The following is an 18962-nucleotide window of genomic DNA, read 5'->3' on the forward strand; positions in this document are numbered from 1 at the left end:
CTGGCACACGACGAACCCTTGTCCAACCCGAAAACGCGCGGAAAGCGAAGCGCCGGCGCGCGGCTGTTCGCCTGGTTTTCTTCGCCGATGCGAGCGGAACCGGAAGCCGTCCGCGCACGGCTTCTCGATACCACCTTCGACCGCAAATTCGCTGTCCTGTTCGGCACCATCAGCGTCCTGGTGCTGGCAGTCAGCGCCGCGGTCGTCACCGGCGACCGGTGGCCTTACGCCTGGATCGCGGCCGACCTCATCCTGTTTGCCGTCCGCTTCCTGCTGATGCGGGAATGTGAGCGGGCTCGCAAGCGCGGGGGAACGGGGCCGCTGGCAGGCCTCATGGCCGCCGGCGGCCCATGGTCGGTGATTTTCGGCCTCGGCTGTTATGGCTGCGTCGTCAGCGGGCATATGGCGCTCGCCGTGCTGGCTGCGCTGAATGTCGCAGGCGTCGTCGGCGTGGTGTCGTCCCGCAACGCAGCCACCCCGCGCTATGCCATATTCGTCATGCTGGCCGTAAGCCTGCCTTTTCTGGCGGGCGCGCTATTTTCGCCGGCGCCCGGAATGTCTATCGTCGGAATTCAAGTACCGTTCTATGTGGCCGGCGTCATCATCGTGCTGCTTCAAAATCATGCGATCAACGCCCGCATGATCCGCGCCGAACTGGACAATCGCGATCTGGCGATCAAGGACGCGCTGACCGGCCTGCCAAACCGCATCTTCCTTCAGGAGAAACTGCGCGGCATGTGCAGCGAGCTTGCCGCGCCGGCCGCAAATGGCGGCAGGCCGTTTGCCGTTCTCAGCATGGATCTCGACGGCTTCAAACACGTCAATGACCGGTTCGGCCACGCGGTCGGCGACATGCTGCTGCGCAAGGTGGCCGAACGATTGAAACGCGCTTTCCGAGCGGGGGATGTGGTCTTTCGGATCGGCGGTGACGAATTCGTCATCCTGCTGCCCAACACATCCGAGATCGAAGCCACCTACCTGGCAAAGCGGGCTATTGAGAAGATTTCGGTTCCTTTCGACCTTGGCCTGGGCACCGCAATACCCATCGGGTTGAGCATTGGAAGCGCTTTCGCGCCTGCCGATGGCGGCGAGCCGGAAATTCTTCTCACCTGTTCCGATCACGCGCTCTATGAAGCCAAGCGCACCGGCAAGGGCCGTTACTGGGCGCATGTGCGGGCCGCGAACTGACGATCACAGCGATTATTGGGCGGCCGTCCGCCATGATGGCCTCGGACGTCAAGCCGGGCGATCCACGCCTTTCCTGCTCTGCCTTGCGCACCAGGGCATGGGCCGACAATGAGCGCCGCAATCGCTTCAGTCGCGCCGCTCTTGACGTGCAGCAATAGCGGGCATGTCTTCTAGATCGTCTGGGACATCGTTTGTCTCGATCGTAAGCGTGCCGCTGCCCGCCATGGCATCCCTGGCATTGACGGCGAGATTGAGGATGGCAACGTCGAGCTGGTTCGCGTCGATGGGAATAGGGCCGAGCGTCGGATCCAAGTCGCATTGGACCTTGACGCCGCTGCCAAGAGTCCGCTCGAGAAGACTGGTAAGAGAGCTGATCCTTTCGTTGAGATCGACGGTCCGAGGGACGATAGATTGTCGGCGCGAGAATGCGAGCAACTGCTGCGTCAATGCACTGCCATTTTGGGTTCGTCTGTGCATTTCTTCGATGAGCATGGCGACGTTGGGATCCTTTGGATCTAAAGCGATCTGCTTTTCCAGCAGCCGCAGCCCAGACTCGAACGCGGCGATCAGATTCTTAAAATCATGAACAATGCCGGCCGTTAGGCGGCCGATCGCTCCAGCTTCTGTGATTGACGCTGACGCTCTTCCTGCGCGCGTCGCGCCGATACATCACGGAGGCTCGCCAGAAGCGCCGGTTTGCCGTCCCAAGTTACCTCTACCACCCGCATCTCTACGTCTGCTGGCTTTCCGACCGGACGATGTACGGTGATTTCGGCCGTCTCGCCTGAGACAACGGACGACCGAGCGGAACGTGAAGAAGGTGTTCGGGTCGTTTGCCGAAGATCCGTGCGGCGGCTGGATTGGCGTAAAGCACCGCGCCAGCGAGATCGACAACCAACACGCCGTCCGCCGTATTTTCGATCAGCAGCCGAAAGCTCGGCTGACTGATGCTCGTCTGGCTTGGATTCTCCTCGCAGCGTAGAATTTCGGCCACTGTCTGCTTAAGCGCGCTACAACCGCTCATGTTGATCAAGCCTTGGTTATCGGAGGACCCTGGAACACGTCCGGCGCCCCAGTCAGGGGCGCTCCGAGGTGCATCCCTTTGCCGTCGATTGTGAAGCGTCGGATTTGCTTGTCGTGTTCGCTGCCACGCATCTTCAACACCATTAGGCCGCGATGCATGAACTCAGCTTCCTGAATGTAGCGCAACAGGATGATAGAATCGGTGAGCGTCGAGATGTGTTGTTCGCTGGCGGAATGGCCACCCACCAACGATGTGTCAGTGGCTGTGCAAAGTCCCGCAATCTCACGCTTCTTGACGAAAGAGGTGACGCTGATCAGGAACTCGCGAAATCCAGTTTCGGGCGCGACGCGTTCCAAAGCCGAGAGGCTGTCGATGGCTAGTCGATCAGGTTTGAACTCCTCGACAAGCTCTCGAATCATCAGCAGGTGATCGGGCAAGCTCTGGGCTTCCGGATAGAGGCAGACCACTTTGAGGCGGCCTTCCGCTTCCATTGCCTCGAAGTCGACCCCCCCAGCTGTGTGCGTTTCTGAAGAGCTGGCCACGGCTTTCCTCATAGCCGACCAGCAAGGCACGCTCGCCAGCCGCAACACCGCCGGCAAGAAACTTGCCGGTTCCAGTCGCGCCGCTGACAAGCGTCACGCTATCTCGGAAAAAGCCACCGCTGCTCATCTTGTCCAGTTCGTAGTTGCCGCTGGTCACTCGCTTCGTACTGGATTGCTGTTCAAGACGCAGCGACGACAGAGGCACAGCCACAATTCCTTGCTCCCTGACCAGCGTGATCGGCACCTCGCCTTCGACATGTCGGCTGCCGCGCATCTTGATTCGATCGTGCGGCGGCGGCGTTCACGGTCGAGCGCATTGCGCAAGATGACCACGGCGTCGGCCACGAACTCCTCGATCCGGTGGCGCGAGATTTCCCCATATTCGCTGTTGCGCTCGGACGTCATAAGGACAGTTAAGCCCTCCTTCTTTAGGGCGGTCGCAATGCGTAGGAGTTCCCGGCGCACCGTTTTCTGATCGCCGACGAAATGGTCAAAGAGCTGGGTGATCGAATCGAGCACGATTTCGCTTGGCCTTGGCACTCTTGGCGGCGTGCAGGACACGCGTCAGCAATCCCGCTAGATCAAAATCACCCACTACGATCTGGTCCGATTGGCGCGGGCTGGCATCGACAAAGGCGAGCTTGTTTTGCTCGCGCCACCGGCCTATCTCCCAGCCAAAGCTTGCCATGTTGACCTCGATCTCGGCAGGTGATTCCTCGAACGTGACAAAGACGCCTGGCTCGTTGAGATCAGTAATGCCATGAGCCAGGAATTGCGTGGCAAACACTGTTTTGCCGCTGCCGGGCGTGCCCCCGACAACAGTGGTGCGGCCACGCGGCAATCCGCCCATCACCAAGTCGTCGAATGCCTCAATGCCGGTCTTGACGCGTTGGAGCACAGGATCGATGAGAGTTTCCTCTGCGGTCATGGTTCACTGTCCTTTTTTGCGGAAACCGAAATACTCGAGAACCTGTGCGACGTTGCTGATGTCGCCGACCAGGCGGCGGGGCGGGCTGACGGATTCATCGGAAATGGTTGGTGTGGCAAGGATGCCCCCCTTCTCTGCCTCCTCCGGCCGGACGAGAATGTCGATAATCTCAATCTCGATTTTGCCCTTCAACTCTTCGAGAATTTGAAGCCGACTCTCCCGGGCTCGGCGGGCACCGGGCGAATCTCCGGCCACATACAGCCGCAGCAGGCTGCTGAATTGCGGGCCGGCAAGATGTTTCAAGCTCATGTTTCAGGCCCGCCTGCATAAGGGTTCTTGCGGCGTGCTGAGGGCGGCCCGCCAAGTGCCACATAGGCATTCTTGTCTTCCAAACAGGTCGCGTCTTGGAAGTCGCCGCGCCGCCGCGCGCGCTCACACCAGGCCTGATCAGCGCCCTTGTTGTACCTGTTGACACAAAGGATGGACCCCGTCTGCGCACTAGTGGACACTTCTGCCGTATGTGCGTTATTGGTAAGAAGCGTGGTGCGGGTGGTGTGATGAATATTCGGATCCAGGAAGCGTCTGATATTGCATGAAATAACCTGCTTCGGGCGCTCAAAGCGGATGATTGGGCAATTCTACAGCCAAAGCTGGAAGATTGGACAGCTCCGACCGGCACGATTTTGCATGAGCCGGGTGACACCGTTCGGCACGCCTACTTCCCTCGCGGGTCTAGCCTGATTTCATATCTGGTGGTTCTCGCCGACGGTCGCGCGATCGAGACCGCTCTCGTAGGCCGTGAAGGAGCAATCGGTGGTATCGTGAGTCAGGGCAGGCTGCCGGCTTACTCTCGCGCTGAAGTGCAGTTGGGCGGTTCATTTTTTCGGATCGGCTTGCATCATCTCGAAGATGCGAAGGCACGCTCACTGACGCTACACCACCTGTTCGCGCGTTACGCCGATTGCCTCATGGCGCAGGTATTCCAGTCGGTTGCCTGCAATGCCGCACATTCGATTGAACAGCGCACCGCAAGGTGGCTGCTCGCCGCTATCGAGCGATCCGGCGATTCCGATATAGCCTTAACCCAGGAGCAACTCGCGGCGATGCTCGGCGTGGGCCGCAGCTACTTGAGCCGCATCATTCATGATCTCAGACGGCGAGGAGTCGTCGAAACACGGCGCGCCAGAATGAATATTCGCGATGTCGATGGGCTCCGCGCACTTGCCTGCGAGTGCAATTCCGCCACGAGCCGCCATTTCGATGATGTGCTGAAGGGAGTTTATCCGGCGGAGGAAAATGGTCTGGCTCCTAAATGAGAGCTCGCAACTTGCCCGACCTCAGATAACCCGAACAAGCACGCGCCTAAGGCCATCGAACGCCTGTGATCGCCAAAGGCGTTCCATTTCAAAGCCGTTCGATTCCATAAGCCACCGTCCCCACAGGCGACTGTGGCTTGTCATGATGGTGATCCCGTGGGCGTGATCCGGCCCGATCGCCATCTCGGTCAGCAGTGACGAGCAAGAATGCGGCGACGTTACGGTAGCGGTCAGCTCCTAGCCATCCGATGATGCTGCCTTGGCCTGCGACTATACGGCATGAAAACCATAATCTTGGCGGGATGGCTGGCCCTTATGTCTGGCCGTGACAGGCCTTGCGCTTTCGACTATCGCTTTGCCATGACGTTGCCGACCGATCCCGCTGCAAATCTCGCCGCCCTCATCCGCTGCCCCTCGGTGACGCCCATTGAGGGCGGGGCACTGAGCACACTGGAAAAAATGCTGAAACCACTCGGCTTTTCCGTCGAGCGCCCGGTGTTTTCCGAGGACGGCACACCCGATATCGAAAATCTCTATGCGCGGCGCTCCGGCAATGGTCCGCACCTGATGTTCGCCGGGCATACCGACGTGGTGCCGGTCGGCGACGAGGCCTCATGGACGCATCCGCCTTTCGCCGCCGAGATCGTCAAAGGCGAGATGTTCGGTCGCGGTGCCGTCGACATGAAGGGTGGCATCGCCTGTTTCATCGCCGCGGTGGCGCGCCATTTCGAGTCGAAAGGCGGCCTGAAAGGCTCGGTCTCGCTGCTGATCACCGGCGATGAAGAAGGGCCGGCCATCAACGGCACGACAAAGCTGCTCGAATGGGCGGCCGCCAAGGGCGAGAAATGGGACGCGTCTATCGTCGGCGAGCCGACCAATCCCGACGCGTTGGGCGACATGATCAAGATCGGTCGGCGCGGCTCTTTGTCCGGCAGCATCATCGTCAACGGCCGCCAGGGCCACGCGGCCTATCCGCAGCTTGCCGACAACCCGGTGCGCGGGCTGATGACGCTGGTCGACGCCTTGCTGCATCCGGTCTTCGACAGAGGCACCAAGGACTTCCAGCCGACCAATCTGGAGGTGACCTCGATCGATGTCGGCAATCCAGCCACCAATGTCATTCCGGCAAAGGCGACCGCCACCTTCAACATCCGCTTCAACGACACATGGACCGCCGAGACCATACAGGCGGAAATCCACAACCGTCTCGACAAGGCCGCGAAGCGCAAGAAGTATCGGGCCGGCAAGACGACGCCAGTCGATTACGAGCTCGTCTGGCGCGATCGGCCGAGCCACGTCTTCCTCACCCGCGACGACCGGCTGATCGAAGCGCTCAGCGGTTCGGTCAAGGCGGTGATCGGCAGGAAGCCGGCGCTTTCCACCTCCGGCGGCACCTCCGACGCGCGCTTCATCAAGGACTATTGTCCGGTGGTCGAGTTCGGGCTGGTCGGCAAGACCATGCACATGGTCGATGAACGCGTCGCGCTTGCCGACCTCGAGACGCTGACGCAGATCTATCAGCGCTTCATCGAAGACTGGTTCGATCAAGGCGCATCGTAATCATGCTTTCGTCGGATGAAACTTATGCTTCGCTGACCGGCGCCTGGCGACTGATGCTAGGTAAGGCCGACGGGCTGCGCCAGCTCGACCTTTCGGCCGACGGTTTCTGGAATTCCTTCTTCGCCATCATCGTCGCGGCACCGGCGCTGATCGTCGGCTGGGTCGGCCTTGCCAATGAGATCGGCGATCCGAATGCATTCGCGGGGCGCTTCAGCATGCTGATCCGGCTGGCGACGGTCGACATCGGCGCCTGGGTGTTGCCGCTCGCCGGTCTTGCCCTGGTCGCGCCGCGGGCCGGCATTGGCGGGCGCTTCGTCCACTATGTCGTCGCCAGCAACTGGGCGTCGGCGATCATCGCCTGGATGATGCTGCCAGCGGCGTTGATCAGGCTTTTCCTGCCGTCCACCAACGAGTTCGCCGTATTGGCGTCGCTGCTTTTGTTTGCGCTGTCGATGATACTGACCTGGCGGATGACAAACGTCGCCATCGGCAGGGGCGCGGCTGTCGGCACCGCCGTCTTCGCCGGCATGTTCGTGGCGTCGCTGGTCGTTCTGTTCGGCCTGCAGGCGCTGCTCGGCATCGGTGCGCCGAGCGCGACCGGGACTTGAAGCATCTAAGTGGATTTATCCGAAATCCTGGTGCGGTTTCGCGACGGGTATGATAATATCATACTGGTCCCTCATAGGAGGAATAATGTCCGCTACTGAAAAACGCACTTTCAGCCTACCGGCCGAGCAAGCCGCTTTTATCGATCGGCTCGTTCAGTCCGGGACCTATGCAACCAGCAGCGAAGTCATCCGCGCTGGGCTTCGCGCCTTGCAAGAGCGCGATGCCGCCGTGGAGCGTTGGCTGCGCGAGGAAGTCGCGCCGACCTATGACGCCTGGAAGGCAGACCCTGGTAGGGGTATTTCGCCAGAGGAGATGGCCGAACGGGCGCGCAAGCGCCACAAGGCCCGCTTGCAGGGAAATGCGTGAAGCGTCGAGCCGTCATTTATGCGCTGGAGGCAGGCGGCGATCTCGATCGGATTTACGACATCATTGCGGAAGCCAGCAGTGCCGCCACGGCCGACCGTTATGACCAGCGTATCCGGGCATTCTGCGAACGGCTCGAATACGGCTCCGAACGAGGCACGCGCCGCGACGATGTGCGGCAGGAGCTTCGCATCATCGGATTCGAACGCCGCGTCACCATCGCCTTCATTGTAGAGTCCGAGCGCGTGGTGATTTTGCGCGTGTTCTACGGCGGGGCCGATTGGCAGGACGATCTGGCCTAGGTGGCTGATCGGCACATCTAGCCGCGTCATCCGGACGCCTGCGGGTAATCCACACCGATAAGAAAAAGTCCGTCGGGCGGCGCGACCTGGCCACAGGCTGCACGGTCGCGCGCATCGAGCGCCGCCTTCAGGTCGACAATTGTCCAACCGCCTTCGCCGACGCGCTTCAGCGAACCGACCATCGAGCGCACCTGATTGTGCAGGAACGAGCGCGCCGAGGCTCGCACTTCGATCACATCACCCAGCCGACTGACATCCAGCCGGTCGAGCGTCCTGATCGGGCTGTCGGCCTGGCACTGGGTCGAGCGGAACGTGGTGAAATCATGCCGCCCCAGCAGCACCTTTGACGCGTCGTGCATGGCCTCGGCGTTGAGCCGCTTCGGCACCCACCAGATCTTGCCCTTGTCGAGTGCCGCCGGCGCGCGCCGGTTGACGATGCGATAGAGATAGTGGCGGCCAATCGCCGAGAAACGCGCGTCGAAGCTATCAGGCACGACAGCCGCCTTGAGAATGGCGATGCGCGCCTTGGCCGTTTGCAGGTGCGCATTGACGGCATCGCGCACCTTGTCATCAGGCCATGCCTTGACGAGATCGACATGCGCCACCTGACCGGTCGCATGGACGCCGGCATCGGTGCGGCCGGCGCCGCGCAGCGAGACCCGTTCGCCGCAGAATTTCTCGATCGCCTGTTCGATCGCCTGCTGCACCGAAGGCTGGTCTGCCTGGCGCTGCCAGCCGGCATAGAGGCTGCCGTCATATTCGATGTCGAGGCGAAAACGCGGCATTCCTAAGCAGGATGAGGTTAGGCGGCGAGCGCGGAGCTAAAGGCCGAAGCATAGACCAGCTTGCCGGTCTGAGGCGCCTCGCCCCAGGCCAGTGCCTGCAGCGCGTCGCCCTGGTACTCGCTTTCGAACTTTTCGGCGCGCGCATGACTGTAGCCGAAGCGGCCATAATAAGCGGGATCGCCAAGCACAACCGCCAGCACCTCGCCGGCGTCCTTCAGGCGGATATGCGCCTCGCGGACCAGCGCACCGCCGATGCCGGTGCCATGGAATGAAGGCTCGACCGCCAGAGGCGCCAGCGCCACCGCCGGAAAGCTCTTGCCGCCGTTCTGCACGAAAAGCCGCGAAAACAGGATATGGCCGACCACCTGTCCATCTTCTTCCGCCACCAGTTCGACGACGGCATCGCCGCCGCTGACCAGCGCATCGACCAGTCCGGCCTCCGCCTGCTGGCCGAAGGCGTGTTCCTCGACGAGGCGGATCGCCTCGCGGTCCCGCGGCGTTGCCGCGCGTATCGACATCATGCTCATGAGAATTTCATTCCTTTTTCGAGCTTGGCCCCGTGCAGAAACTCCTGCGCGGCAATGGGCCTTCCGCCCGCACGTTGAACTTCGACCAGCCTGATCGCGCCTGACCCGCAGGCGACCGTCAGCCGGTCGTCGAGAATTCCTCCCGGCTCGCCGGCGCCATTCGAAAGCGTCGAGCGAAGCAGTTTCAGCCGCTCCAAGCGGCCGCCAATTTCGGTCTCGCACCACGCGCCGGGAAAGGGCGACAGGCCGCGAATATGATCGTGGACTTCGCCAGCAGGCCGCGTCCAGTCCACGCGCGTCTCCGCTTTATCGATCTTTTTGGCGTAGGTCACCCCCACCGTCGCCTGAGTCGTAAATGTCAGGGCATCCCGTTCCAGCCGTGCCAGCGCTTCCGCCATCAGCGAGGCGCCAATGAGCATCAATCGATCGTGCAGGTCGCCGGCCGTCATATCGGGTCCGATGGCGCATTTTTCGACCATGGCCACCGGGCCGGTGTCCAGGCCTTCTTCCATCCGCATGACCATCATGCCTGTCTCGGTATCGCCGGCCATGATGGCGCGCTGGATGGGGGCGGCGCCGCGCCAGCGCGGCAACAGCGACGCGTGACCATTGAGGCAGCCGAGCCGCGGCGCCTCGAGAATGGGTATGGGCAACAGCAAGCCATAGGCGACGACGACGGCAACATCGGCCCGCAAGGCGCGGAGCGCCTGCTGCTCGGGTTCGCTTTTCAGCGACACCGGCGTCCGCACCTCGATGCTCAGCCGCTCCGCCTCGCGCTGCACCGGCGACGGCGTCAGTTCCAGCCCGCGGCGTCCGGCGGCGCGCGGCGGCTGGGTATAGACGGCTTCTATCTCATGTCCGGCGTCCGCGATCGCCCGCAGCGTCGGCACGGAGAATTCAGGCGTACCCATGAAGATGACGCGCAGGGGCATTTTTTCCTTGATCCTGGCCTCTGCCTGCCCCGTCAAGTCGGCTCAGGCACGCGCTTCAAGCCCGTCGAAGTCTCTGATATTGCGGGTCGGCGACCGAAGTCGCGTTTCCTTTCGGCTTCGATCTCGTCCATGATCTTGGCGAATTCGTCGCCAATTGCGTTTTCAGCAGCGAAAGTCGCGCGAATAGCGTCCCATGCCGAAAGACCCGGCTCCAGCCTGGCTTGCCTTTCGGCGACCATGGCTTTGCGCAGAAGCGCGATCGCCTTGCCCGACAGGCTCTGGCCGCTCTTTCGCGCCGCCTGCTCGATTTCCCGCTTCAAGGATTCGGGAATATTTCTGACCAGCAAGTCGCTCATCGGCGTCTCCATCTTGTCAATGACATCATAGCGAGAGGCCTTACTCAAGCGGAAGGCGATCCTTCGCGCCCCTCTCTGCCCTGCCGGGCATCTCCCCACTTGGGGGAGATTGGCAGCTTCACCGTCCTGCCTTTCTTTCAATTTCGGAGATTGGTGAAATCGGAGATGACGGCCGATCTCCCCCCGTGTGGGGGAGATGTCCAGCAGGACAGAGGGGGGCGCTGTCCCGCCCAACGTCTCGCAAGGTTCAGCATCAAACTACTCGAACAATGCCCTATCCCACCAACTTGCCCGGCGCCTTGCTGCCCGGCGTCTTCTCCCTGGCGAGCTTCTTGAACTTCTTCACCACCATGTCGCGCTTCAGCTTCGAGATGTGGTCGATGAAAAGAACGCCGTTGAGATGGTCGATCTCATGCTGCAGGCAGGTCGCCATCAGCCCTTCGGCCTCGATCTCCTGAAGTTTGCCGTCGCGATCGAGATATTTCACCCGCACGGCGGCGGGGCGCTCGACCTCGGCATAGTAATCGGGGATCGACAGGCAACCCTCCTCGTAGACCGAGCGCTGATCGGCGCTCTCAAGGATCTCGGGATTGATGAAGACATGCGGCGCCGGCGTCTCGTCTTCCTTGGCGAGGTCGATCACCAGCATGCGCAGCGGGTCGCCGACCTGGATCGCCGCCAGACCGATGCCCGGCGCATCATACATGGTCTCCAGCATGTCGTCGGCCAGTTTGCGCAAAGCGCCGTCGACGCGCTCGACCGGTTTTGAAACCTGGCGCAGGACGGGATCGGGAAGGATGATGAGCGGCTTGATCGACATGGCGTCTCACCTAAGACCTCGCACGAAAAGCGTCAACCGGGGCATTCGAAGCGCGTTCACGTTTTGATCTGTGCCGTCAGGCCGAATCATCTATGCTGTCCCATATGAACGACTTGACCACCATCCTGTCCGAACCGATCGCCCGGCTCGGCGCCACCACGATCACGCTCGGCCACGCACTGGCACTCGGCGCGGCCCTGTTTCTGGGCCTGTTCGTGGCACTCATCGTCGCGCTCTGGCGCTCGGCCAAGGCGCGTACGGTGGCGGCTGCGGAGGCCGCCGACCACGCCCGTGACGCCGAGGCGCGGATGGCCGGCATCTTGCAAAGCCAGGCCGAGATGCAGGGCCGCATGGGCGCAATCGCCGAAGTGTTCGGGGCGCGGCAGGCGGAACTCACACAGTCGATCGGCCAGCGTCTCGACGCGATGACCGGCCGTCTCGGCCAGACCATGACCGAGCAGACGAAATCGACGCATGAGAGCCTCGCCAAACTGCAGGAGCGGCTGGCGGTCATCGATACCGCGCAAGGCAACATTCAGTCGCTCGCCAGCCAGGTCGTGCAACTTCAGGCAATCCTCTCCAACAAACAGACGCGCGGCGCCTTCGGCCAGTCGCGCATGGAGGCGATCGTCGCCGATGGCCTGCCGCACGGCGCTTATGAATTCCAGGCGACTTTGTCGAATGGCAGCCGCCCCGACTGCCTGGTGAAGATGCCGAACGGCGCGCCCGCACTTGCCATCGACGCTAAGTTTCCGCTGGAAGCCTGGAACGCCATCCGTGCCGCCGAAGGCGCCGATTTGCAGAAGGTCGCCGCACAAGCGTTTCGGCGCGATATCGAGGTGCATGTCCGCGATATTTCCGAAAAATACCTGATCCAGGGCGAGACGCAGGACACCGCCTTCATGTTCGTGCCGTCGGAATCGGTGTTTGCCGAGATCCACGAGAATTTCGAAGGGATTGTCCACAAGGCGCACCGCGCCCGCATCGTCATCGTCTCGCCGTCGCTGCTGATGCTGTCGATACAGGTCATCCAGGCGATTCTCAAGGACGCCCGCATGCGCGAGCAGGCGCATCTGATCCAGGGCGAAGTCATCCGGCTGATGGAGGATGTCTCGCGCCTCGACGAGCGGGTGCGCAAGCTGCAGAGCCATTTCGGCCAGTCGGCCAAGGATATCGACGATATTCTCGTCTCGACGTCGAAGGTGACCAAGCGCGGCCAGAAGATCGAGGCGCTGGAGTTCGGCGCGCAGCCGACGGAGGAAGACGCCGGATCTGCCGGGACGACACATGGGACCGGCGCGAGGACCGAAGCAGGCGCACGCGTCGCCGACTCCAAGACCGGACAGCTGAGGCTAAGGGTGGTCGAAGGCGACGACTGAGAGGCTACTGCTCCTCCACGATCGTCGTGCCTTCGAATTCCGGCAGCCAGTGCAGCGCCGAGCGGTGCCAGATCTGTTTTCTCGGGATCAGTTGTTCGCGCTGCCGCGCCGTACCGACCCTGATGCCGTAGACTTTCGGCCCGTCGCCGACCGACGTGGCATAGAGATGCGAACCGCACTCGCCGCAAAAAGCCTGGGCGCGCCTGGCGCCGCTCGGTGCGGTCTTGATGTAGATCTTCGGCGTGCCCTTGGTGATCCGGTAGTGGTCCTCCGGCGCCGGCACGGTCACGCGGAAGGCCGTGCCCGTCAGTTGCTGGCAATCGGTGCAGTGGCAGATAGTGGTCTTTTCCGGATCGACTTCCGCCTCATAGGTGATGGCGCCGCAATGGCACTCGCCGTGGATCTTCATCTTCATTCCTCCCAAAATCCGTTCGGCAATGCTTGAGCGAGGTGCGCCCGTTTGGATAGATAGTATGGTGCGCGAGCGCCGCGTAGATCACTTTTCGGAACCGCCATACGCCGCCATGGTGTGCTGCCTCGTTCTATGCGCTGTGAGCCTATCGATCCATGCGCCGAAGCTCCACACGCAGCACAACGCACGAGCCGTCCAGTCGTTCAAAGCGATAGGCCAAAGCCCTAGAGAGTCGGACGGTGGCTTTGAGCGTTCCTTCTCCAAGCGTGAGAACAGTCCGCAGTTGGCCGGACGCCGAAGGATACGCTTCGCGGGACACTTTCCTTTCCGACGCGCTCTCCGGCCGCAGAAGTCTCAAGCTTGCCGGAGGTGAACTTCTGACCCCCTGAGCCGTTATCGCGGAGCGCATCCGGGCCACACCGACTTCGCCACATCCCCCTCACTGATTCACTGCCCGTCTAGCGCCAGAATGCGAAATCCGCTGTGAGGGTGGGGCTTAGCAACAACCGATCAAGGTCGGTCCGTCGTCGCGGGGGCTGACGTGTTTCATCGAGCCAAGACTGACGCTAGGTACCGTGCCGGGAATGAGCTATAATTCAGATACCAATGACTGCCGGGCGCTTGCACAATGGCTGGACTGGGTGAACAGATTGCGCGTCAGCAGCGCACCATGGGACCGCTCCTGGTGGCGGCAGTGGTCATCGGCCTTATAGGTCTGCCCATCGCAGCCTGGCTCGACCTCCGAGACTTATCGGAACGGATGCTGCGCACGCAAGCCAGAGAAATCAGCCGGATCATCGACGAAATGCGCGGATTCTACGGCAGCGAAGTCGTGGGACGCGTCCTGCAAGCAGACGACGCCGTGACCGCGACGCACAACTACCGGGACGTGCCAGGCGCGATCCCTATTCCAGCAACCCTCTCGATCGAACTCGGCAAGCGCATCAGCGCTCACGACGGGTCCGTCAAATATCGGTTCGTCTCGGATCTACCTTTCAAAGGTCGCGACCCCCATCAGCTCGATGCATTCGAGCGGAATGCAATCTTTGCTTTGCGCGCCAACCCGAGGGAGCCGATCATCGAAGTCTCGGGTTCGCTGTTTGACCGGCACGTCCGCGCGGCGGCCCCGGTTGTAATGGGACAAGTCTGCGTGACCTGCCATAACTCACACCCGGACAGCCCCAAGACGGACTGGAAGGTAGGGGATGTCCGAGGGATCCAGGAGATATCAGTCAATCAGCCCATCGCTGCGAACGTCCTCGCTTTCAAATATCTGCTCCTATATTTCGGCTTCGCGGCGGCGGCGGGCCTGACGTTCATTCTCCTGCAGCGTCGGCAGTCCGCCTTGGTTCAGGGCATCAATAAAGAGCTTTCCGAGGCAAACGACTTCCTGGCCGCGATTTCATTGAAGATCGCCAAATACCTTTCGCCTCAAATTTACAAAAGCATCTTCAGCGGCCAGAAGGACGTCACCATCGCGACCGAGCGCAAGAAGCTCACGATCTTTTTCTCCGACGTCAAGGATTTCACCGCGATCGTGGAACGGCTCCAGCCCGAGGACTTGACACTTCTCCTCAACGAGTACTTCACCGAGATGTCGACGATCGCGCTCAAACACGGCGGCACCATCGACAAGTTCATCGGCGACGCGCTTCTTGTGTTCTTCGGCGACCCCGAGACGCAAGGCGTCGAGGAAGACGCGAGAGCCTGCTTGCGCATGGCTGTCGACATGCAGCGTCGGCTGGAGCAGTTGAATAGGGTGTGGCATGACCGCGGCGTTGAACGGCCCTTCCGAGTTCGCATGGGCATCAACACGGGCTATTGCAATGTTGGGAACTTCGGTTCCGATGATCGGATGGACTACACGATCATCGGAGCCGAAGCGAACTTGGCGGCCCGTCTGCAGTCGATCGCCGAGCCCGGCGGCATCTGCCTCAGCTATGAGACTTACGCGCTCGTCCGCGACCTTGTCCGGGCGCGTCCGTTAGCACCGATTGCCATGAAGGGGATCAGCCGGGAGGTTGTCCCCTACGAAGTCGAGGGCCTCCTGGGTGAACTGGCCCAGCGCCCTCAGGTCATCAGCGAGCACGCGACCGGCCTCGACTTGTTCCTCGACGTTGAGGCAATCGACGAGAACGGGGTCGAGCGGGCGAAGAAACGACTTTCGGAGGCACTTCTGGCCTTAACCATCCGAAGCAAGCCCGCCGCTTTTTAGGTTTTAAACGTCTGACCGCATTTGAGACTTCAACGAAGTGATCTCCATGCCGTGTGGATAACGGTCCACACTGCCTAGTCGACGATCTCTTCCGTCCAGACCTTGAAACCGGCCAGCGTGCCCGGCCCGAAAATATGGGTCAGCGGCACATCGGCAGCGTCGCGGCCGGAGGCGATCAGGATACGGCCGATGCGCGGCGCATTGTTGCGCGGATCGAAGGCATGCCAGCGGCCGCCGAGATAGACCTCCATCCAGGCGGCAAAATCCATGTCCGACCACGGTTTCGGCAGGCCGATGTCACTGATGTAGCCGGTGCAGTAGCGCGTTGGGATGTTCAAGGCGCGGCAGAAGGCGACGGCGAGATGGGCGAAGTCGCGGCAGACGCCGCTTTGCTCACGATAGGCCTCGGCCGCGGTGCGCGTCGGCCGCGCATTGCCGTAATTGAAGATGATGTGGTTGTGGACGAAATCGCAGACCGCCTGCACGCGTGGAATGCCGAGCGGTGTGTGGCCGAACAGCCGCCACGCCTCGCTCGCCAGCACGTCGCTCTCGCAATAGCGGCTTGGCAGCAGGAACAGCAGCGTGTCGGACGGCAGGTCGCGCACCTCGTGCTGCCACGCCATCAGATCGCCCATCTCGAAAGTGCCGGTATCGCGGATCACCGCGTCCGTGCCGAAGGTGAAGCGCCCGGGCGGGGCGACAAGACGGTTGCACCAATTGCCGAAACTGTCGCGGTAGCTCTCGATCGGCACCGGTGGGTTCGAGGTCAGAAAATCCGGCCGCTCGAGATCGGACGCGCGGGAATAGTGAACGTTGAGCATCGCGATCAGCGGCGTTTCCTGCGGAAAATCGAAGCTCATCTCGCAGCCGATATGGATTCGCATTGTCCGTCCTGACCGGCCTGCCGGATCGCCACCCGGCGAACGCACGGGCTGCTGCAGTGCAAAAAGATCATCGCACGGACCAACGCGGTTTACGAGCGAATTAGAAACCGGTCGACGGCCGCCGGCTGGCGCCAGATTATGGCTCTTGCGGTCGCGCGTTTCTCTTGGTTCATTTCGCTCGCCACAACCGGAGGAAACGAATCATGGCTAAAGGTGCGATGAAGGCGGGTAAAGAAGCCCGCAAGCCGAAGAAGGACGCGAAGAAACCCGCCGCTGCCCCGACCCTGAAAGCGCCGCCCGTCAAGGCGACCAAACTCAAGGACAGGTAAGCCTGGGCGTTTCGACGCGAGGTCATGACCGGCGGCATTTCAGGGCCAATCGACATTCAGCGGTTGGTGCTGAAATGCCGCCGGCGCTGCTGTTGATTGGGCACCCGCAATTTCTATATCGATGCAGCGAAGACGACTTCGCGCTTTTCCGAAAGACCGGGACGACCCGCAATCCAATGGAGCGTTCCGATGTCGTGGATTCTTCTCTTCTTCGCTGGCCTGTTCGAGATCGGCTGGGCGATCGGCCTCAAATACACTGATGGCTTTTCGAAGCCGCTGCCGACGGTCCTGACGGTTGTCTCGATGGTCGTCAGTCTCGCCTTACTCGGACTGGCGCTGAAGACGCTGCCGGTCGGCACGGCCTATGCGGTGTGGACCGGCATCGGCACCGTCGGCACGGCGCTGCTTGGTATCTGGCTGCTCGGCGAGCCTGCGACCGCGATCAGGCTGGGCTGCATCGCACTCATCGTCTGCGGCATCATGGGATTGAAACTCGCGGCCTAAAAGCGCGTAGCGTCTGAAGGATTCACGCGACGCGCTTTAAGTTCTTGTTTTTATGCATGTCGTCGTCCCAAAACCGCTGCGCACTTTTGGGCGACATGCATTAGTTTTGCTGCAAGGCCGCAGCACAAACGCCTTCAGGGCCGCTGCAAGGCGGCCCTGAATTTGATTCGTGAGTCGCGCTGTAGGAGCGCTAGCGAGCGGAAAAGCCCGGAGGCGTCCTGCCGGTGCGCTGCTTGCGCGCCGCATAGCGCGCGTCGCGCTTGGCCTTGCGCTCGGCCTCGTCGGCAAGCAGACGAGCGATGCGCTCGTTCTCTTCGGCTTCCCGGATCTTCGCTTCCGCCTGCGCCGCTTCTTCCGCCGCAATACGCGCTGCTTCGGCAGCAGCTTCGCGCTCGGCCTTCTCGGCCGCTTCGCGCGCCAGCTTTTCCTGCTTCCGCCTGGCCTTTTCGGCCTCGCGTATTGCACGAGCTTCGAGGATTGCCTTGCGTTCGGCCTGTCGTGCCAGCACCGCTGGATCGTCTGCTGCCGGCTTTGCCTTGAAGCGCTCGAGAAGCGCCTTCTTTGCCTCGTTTGCGGCATTGCGCCGCTCGAAAACGTCTTTTTCCCTATAGATAGCCAAGTCCACTTCCCTGGAGTCAATTTGCGAGGCTTACATACGCGTGAAAACCAAGAGTTCAAGCGCCAAAACGGTATGCCAGCCATGAAATTCTGCGCTGTTGCAGTCGGGAGACGCCTTTTCGGCTGAATCGGCTGAAACGGACATGCACTGTTCACCATCCGGCCCTCTGGCGACGCAGCGGACCGGTCGCTACCTGTAGCGCGAAAGCCAAAACACGGGGATGACACATGATGGAACTCGGTCTCTACACCTTCGCCGACGTCAGCCTTGAACCAGGCTCTGGTGCCATCGGTGCGCATGAACGGCTGCGCAACCTGATCGAGGAGATCGAGCTGGCCGACCAGGTCGGCCTCGACGTGTTTGGGCTGGGCGAGCATCACCTTCCCGATTATGCGGCTTCAGCGCCGGTCGTGGCCCTGGCCGCGGCGGCCGAACGCACCCGGCGCATAAAGCTGACCAGCGCGGTCACCGTGCTATCCTCCGACGATCCGGTTCGCGTCTTCCAGCAGTTTGCGACACTCGACCTTCTATCCGGCGGCCGGGCCGAGATCATGGCCGGGCGCGGCTCGTTCATCGAATCCTTTCCGCTGTTCGGCTACAATCTCGAAGACTATGACGAGCTCTTTGCCGAAAAGCTCGACCTGCTGCTTGCCATCCGCGACAGCGTCAAGGTGACCTGGTCGGGCAGGCTGCGCGCTCCGATCAACGATCGCGGCGTCTATCCCCGCCCGTTCCAGGACCGATTGCCGATCTGGATCGCGATCGGCGGCACGCCGCAATCCGCCGCGCGGGCCGGCGCGCTCGGCCTGCCGCTGGCGCTGGCCATCATCGGCGGCGAGCCGGCGCGGTTCGCGCCGCTGTTCGATATTTACAGGGAAGCGGCCAAACGGGCGGGCAACGATCCGGCTGTTCTCGCCACCAGCCTCAACGTGCACGGCTTCATCGCCGAGACCGCCGACCAGGCGGCTGACGATTTTTATGGGCCGCAGGCCGAGGTGATGAACCGCATCGGCCGCGAGCGTGGCTGGGGTCCGACGTCGAGGGCACATTTCGACCAGTCGCGCGGCCCGAACGGCGCGCTGTTCGTCGGCAATCCCGAACAGGTCGCCGAAAAGATCGTTGCCCAGCACAGGATATTCGGCAACGATCGCTTCCTGCTGCAAATGGCGATCGGCACCATGGCGCATGCCAAGGTCATGAAGGCGATCGAACTTTACGGCACCAAGGTGGCGCCGACCGTGCGCAAGGAAACGGCGAAGGCCATCCCTGCCGTGGCAGCGCCGGCCGCCTGATTCGTCGGCCAGGTCGTAGTAGGGCCAAGGTCGTCGTCAACGCCGGCTACCGCATCGGCCCGAAAATCGGAACCGA

General features: G+C 61.8%; 25 protein-coding genes and 1 pseudogene. 11 read left to right on the forward strand and 15 right to left on the reverse strand.

Annotated elements, in window-relative coordinates:
* Window positions 1-18: 18 nt before the first annotated feature.
* Window positions 19-1188, forward strand: coding sequence for a GGDEF domain-containing protein (locus AC0L25_RS04445; protein ID WP_473594355.1), 1170 nt, complete (start codon window positions 19-21; stop codon window positions 1186-1188).
* A 126-nt stretch (window positions 1189-1314) separates the two neighbouring features.
* Here the strand turns inward: AC0L25_RS04445 and AC0L25_RS04450 are convergent, their stop codons facing one another.
* The 7 genes and pseudogenes from AC0L25_RS04450 to AC0L25_RS04480 form a co-directional block, all read right to left on the reverse strand.
* On the reverse strand, window positions 1315-1680 hold the full coding sequence (locus AC0L25_RS04450) for a hypothetical protein (RefSeq protein WP_473594356.1): 366 nt from the start codon (window positions 1678-1680) through the stop codon (window positions 1315-1317).
* A 238-nt stretch (window positions 1681-1918) separates the two neighbouring features.
* Complete coding sequence (locus AC0L25_RS04455) at window positions 1919-2212, reverse strand: PAS domain-containing protein (RefSeq protein WP_473594401.1); 294 nt, start codon at window positions 2210-2212, stop codon at window positions 1919-1921.
* Window positions 2213-2217: 5 nt separating this feature from the next.
* Window positions 2218-2754, reverse strand: a complete 537-nt coding sequence (locus AC0L25_RS04460; RefSeq protein WP_473594357.1) for an ATPase domain-containing protein — start codon at window positions 2752-2754, stop codon at window positions 2218-2220.
* Window positions 2755-2779: 25 nt separating this feature from the next.
* A pseudogene (locus AC0L25_RS04465) lies at window positions 2780-2881 on the reverse strand (hypothetical protein); the annotation flags it as partial.
* A 26-nt stretch (window positions 2882-2907) separates the two neighbouring features.
* Window positions 2908-3273, reverse strand: coding sequence for an ATPase domain-containing protein (locus tag AC0L25_RS04470; protein WP_473594358.1), 366 nt, complete (start codon window positions 3271-3273; stop codon window positions 2908-2910).
* Window positions 3245-3682, reverse strand: coding sequence for an ATPase domain-containing protein (locus AC0L25_RS04475; protein ID WP_473594359.1), 438 nt, complete (start codon window positions 3680-3682; stop codon window positions 3245-3247). Before AC0L25_RS04475 ends, AC0L25_RS04470 begins: the two co-directional genes overlap by 29 nt.
* A 3-nt stretch (window positions 3683-3685) precedes the next feature.
* Window positions 3686-3991: a circadian clock KaiB family protein gene (locus tag AC0L25_RS04480; RefSeq protein ID WP_473594360.1), complete on the reverse strand. Its 306-nt coding sequence runs from the start codon at window positions 3989-3991 to the stop codon at window positions 3686-3688.
* 443 nt (window positions 3992-4434) lie between these two features.
* Here AC0L25_RS04480 and AC0L25_RS04485 point away from each other — a divergent pair, with 443 nt between their 5' ends.
* From AC0L25_RS04485 to AC0L25_RS04505, 5 genes are all read left to right on the forward strand, one after another.
* Window positions 4435-4998 carry a Crp/Fnr family transcriptional regulator gene (locus tag AC0L25_RS04485; protein WP_473594361.1) on the forward strand — a complete coding sequence of 188 codons (564 nt, stop codon included), beginning with the start codon at window positions 4435-4437 and terminating at the stop codon, window positions 4996-4998.
* 360 nt (window positions 4999-5358) lie between these two features.
* Entirely contained in the window at window positions 5359-6558 is a 1200-nt protein-coding gene (dapE, locus tag AC0L25_RS04490; protein WP_473594402.1) for a succinyl-diaminopimelate desuccinylase, read from the forward strand.
* A 2-nt stretch (window positions 6559-6560) separates the two neighbouring features.
* On the forward strand, window positions 6561-7166 hold the full coding sequence (locus AC0L25_RS04495) for a transporter (RefSeq protein WP_473594362.1): 606 nt from the start codon (window positions 6561-6563) through the stop codon (window positions 7164-7166).
* Between the two features lie 85 nt (window positions 7167-7251).
* On the forward strand, window positions 7252-7533 hold the full coding sequence (locus AC0L25_RS04500) for a type II toxin-antitoxin system ParD family antitoxin (RefSeq protein WP_473594363.1): 282 nt from the start codon (window positions 7252-7254) through the stop codon (window positions 7531-7533).
* A complete protein-coding gene (locus tag AC0L25_RS04505) occupies window positions 7530-7832 on the forward strand; it encodes a type II toxin-antitoxin system RelE/ParE family toxin (protein WP_473594364.1) in 303 nt (100 codons plus the stop codon). The genes AC0L25_RS04500 and AC0L25_RS04505 overlap by 4 nt, the downstream gene beginning before the upstream one ends.
* Window positions 7833-7858: 26 nt before the next feature.
* Here the strand turns inward: AC0L25_RS04505 and truA are convergent, their stop codons facing one another.
* From truA to def, 5 genes are all read right to left on the reverse strand, one after another.
* A complete protein-coding gene (gene truA / locus AC0L25_RS04510) occupies window positions 7859-8617 on the reverse strand; it encodes a tRNA pseudouridine(38-40) synthase TruA (RefSeq protein ID WP_473594365.1) in 759 nt (252 codons plus the stop codon).
* Between the two features lie 17 nt (window positions 8618-8634).
* Window positions 8635-9144: a GNAT family N-acetyltransferase gene (locus AC0L25_RS04515; protein WP_473594366.1), complete on the reverse strand. Its 510-nt coding sequence runs from the start codon at window positions 9142-9144 to the stop codon at window positions 8635-8637.
* Window positions 9141-10076: a methionyl-tRNA formyltransferase gene (gene fmt, locus AC0L25_RS04520; protein ID WP_473594367.1), complete on the reverse strand. Its 936-nt coding sequence runs from the start codon at window positions 10074-10076 to the stop codon at window positions 9141-9143. Before fmt ends, AC0L25_RS04515 begins: the two co-directional genes overlap by 4 nt.
* A gap of 32 nt (window positions 10077-10108) precedes the next feature.
* The gene (locus AC0L25_RS04525; protein ID WP_473594368.1) at window positions 10109-10432 is read right to left on the reverse strand and encodes a plasmid stabilization protein; all 324 of its coding nucleotides are present in this window, start codon (window positions 10430-10432) and stop codon (window positions 10109-10111) included.
* 274 nt (window positions 10433-10706) lie between these two features.
* Window positions 10707-11252, reverse strand: coding sequence for a peptide deformylase (def, locus tag AC0L25_RS04530; RefSeq protein ID WP_473594369.1), 546 nt, complete (start codon window positions 11250-11252; stop codon window positions 10707-10709).
* A gap of 104 nt (window positions 11253-11356) precedes the next feature.
* Here def and AC0L25_RS04535 point away from each other — a divergent pair, with 104 nt between their 5' ends.
* Entirely contained in the window at window positions 11357-12631 is a 1275-nt protein-coding gene (locus AC0L25_RS04535; RefSeq protein ID WP_473594370.1) for a DNA recombination protein RmuC, read from the forward strand.
* Window positions 12632-12635: 4 nt separating this feature from the next.
* On the opposite strand, the gene AC0L25_RS04540 is transcribed toward AC0L25_RS04535, so the two are convergent.
* A complete protein-coding gene (locus AC0L25_RS04540) occupies window positions 12636-13040 on the reverse strand; it encodes a GFA family protein (protein WP_473594371.1) in 405 nt (134 codons plus the stop codon).
* A gap of 631 nt (window positions 13041-13671) precedes the next feature.
* On the opposite strand from AC0L25_RS04540, the gene AC0L25_RS04545 reads away from it, so the two are divergent.
* Entirely contained in the window at window positions 13672-15258 is a 1587-nt protein-coding gene (locus tag AC0L25_RS04545; protein ID WP_473594372.1) for an adenylate/guanylate cyclase domain-containing protein, read from the forward strand.
* A 74-nt stretch (window positions 15259-15332) separates the two neighbouring features.
* Here the strand turns inward: AC0L25_RS04545 and AC0L25_RS04550 are convergent, their stop codons facing one another.
* Complete coding sequence (locus AC0L25_RS04550) at window positions 15333-16142, reverse strand: transglutaminase-like domain-containing protein (protein ID WP_473594373.1); 810 nt, start codon at window positions 16140-16142, stop codon at window positions 15333-15335.
* A 203-nt stretch (window positions 16143-16345) separates the two neighbouring features.
* Here AC0L25_RS04550 and AC0L25_RS04555 point away from each other — a divergent pair, with 203 nt between their 5' ends.
* Window positions 16346-16471 carry a hypothetical protein gene (locus AC0L25_RS04555; protein ID WP_082982715.1) on the forward strand — a complete coding sequence of 42 codons (126 nt, stop codon included), beginning with the start codon at window positions 16346-16348 and terminating at the stop codon, window positions 16469-16471.
* Window positions 16472-16660: 189 nt separating this feature from the next.
* The gene (gene sugE, locus AC0L25_RS04560; RefSeq protein WP_292395823.1) at window positions 16661-16975 is read left to right on the forward strand and encodes a quaternary ammonium compound efflux SMR transporter SugE; all 315 of its coding nucleotides are present in this window, start codon (window positions 16661-16663) and stop codon (window positions 16973-16975) included.
* 190 nt (window positions 16976-17165) lie between these two features.
* Here the strand turns inward: sugE and AC0L25_RS04565 are convergent, their stop codons facing one another.
* Window positions 17166-17594, reverse strand: a complete 429-nt coding sequence (locus AC0L25_RS04565) for a DUF6481 family protein (protein WP_473594374.1) — start codon at window positions 17592-17594, stop codon at window positions 17166-17168.
* Between the two features lie 230 nt (window positions 17595-17824).
* Between AC0L25_RS04565 and AC0L25_RS04570 the strand changes: the two genes are divergently transcribed.
* Window positions 17825-18886 (forward strand): LLM class flavin-dependent oxidoreductase, encoded by a 1062-nt coding sequence (locus AC0L25_RS04570; protein WP_473594403.1) that lies wholly within the window; start codon window positions 17825-17827, stop codon window positions 18884-18886.
* The last annotated feature ends 76 nt before the right edge of the window (window positions 18887-18962 follow it).

This window comes from Mesorhizobium sp. WSM4813 (assembly GCF_055811555.1).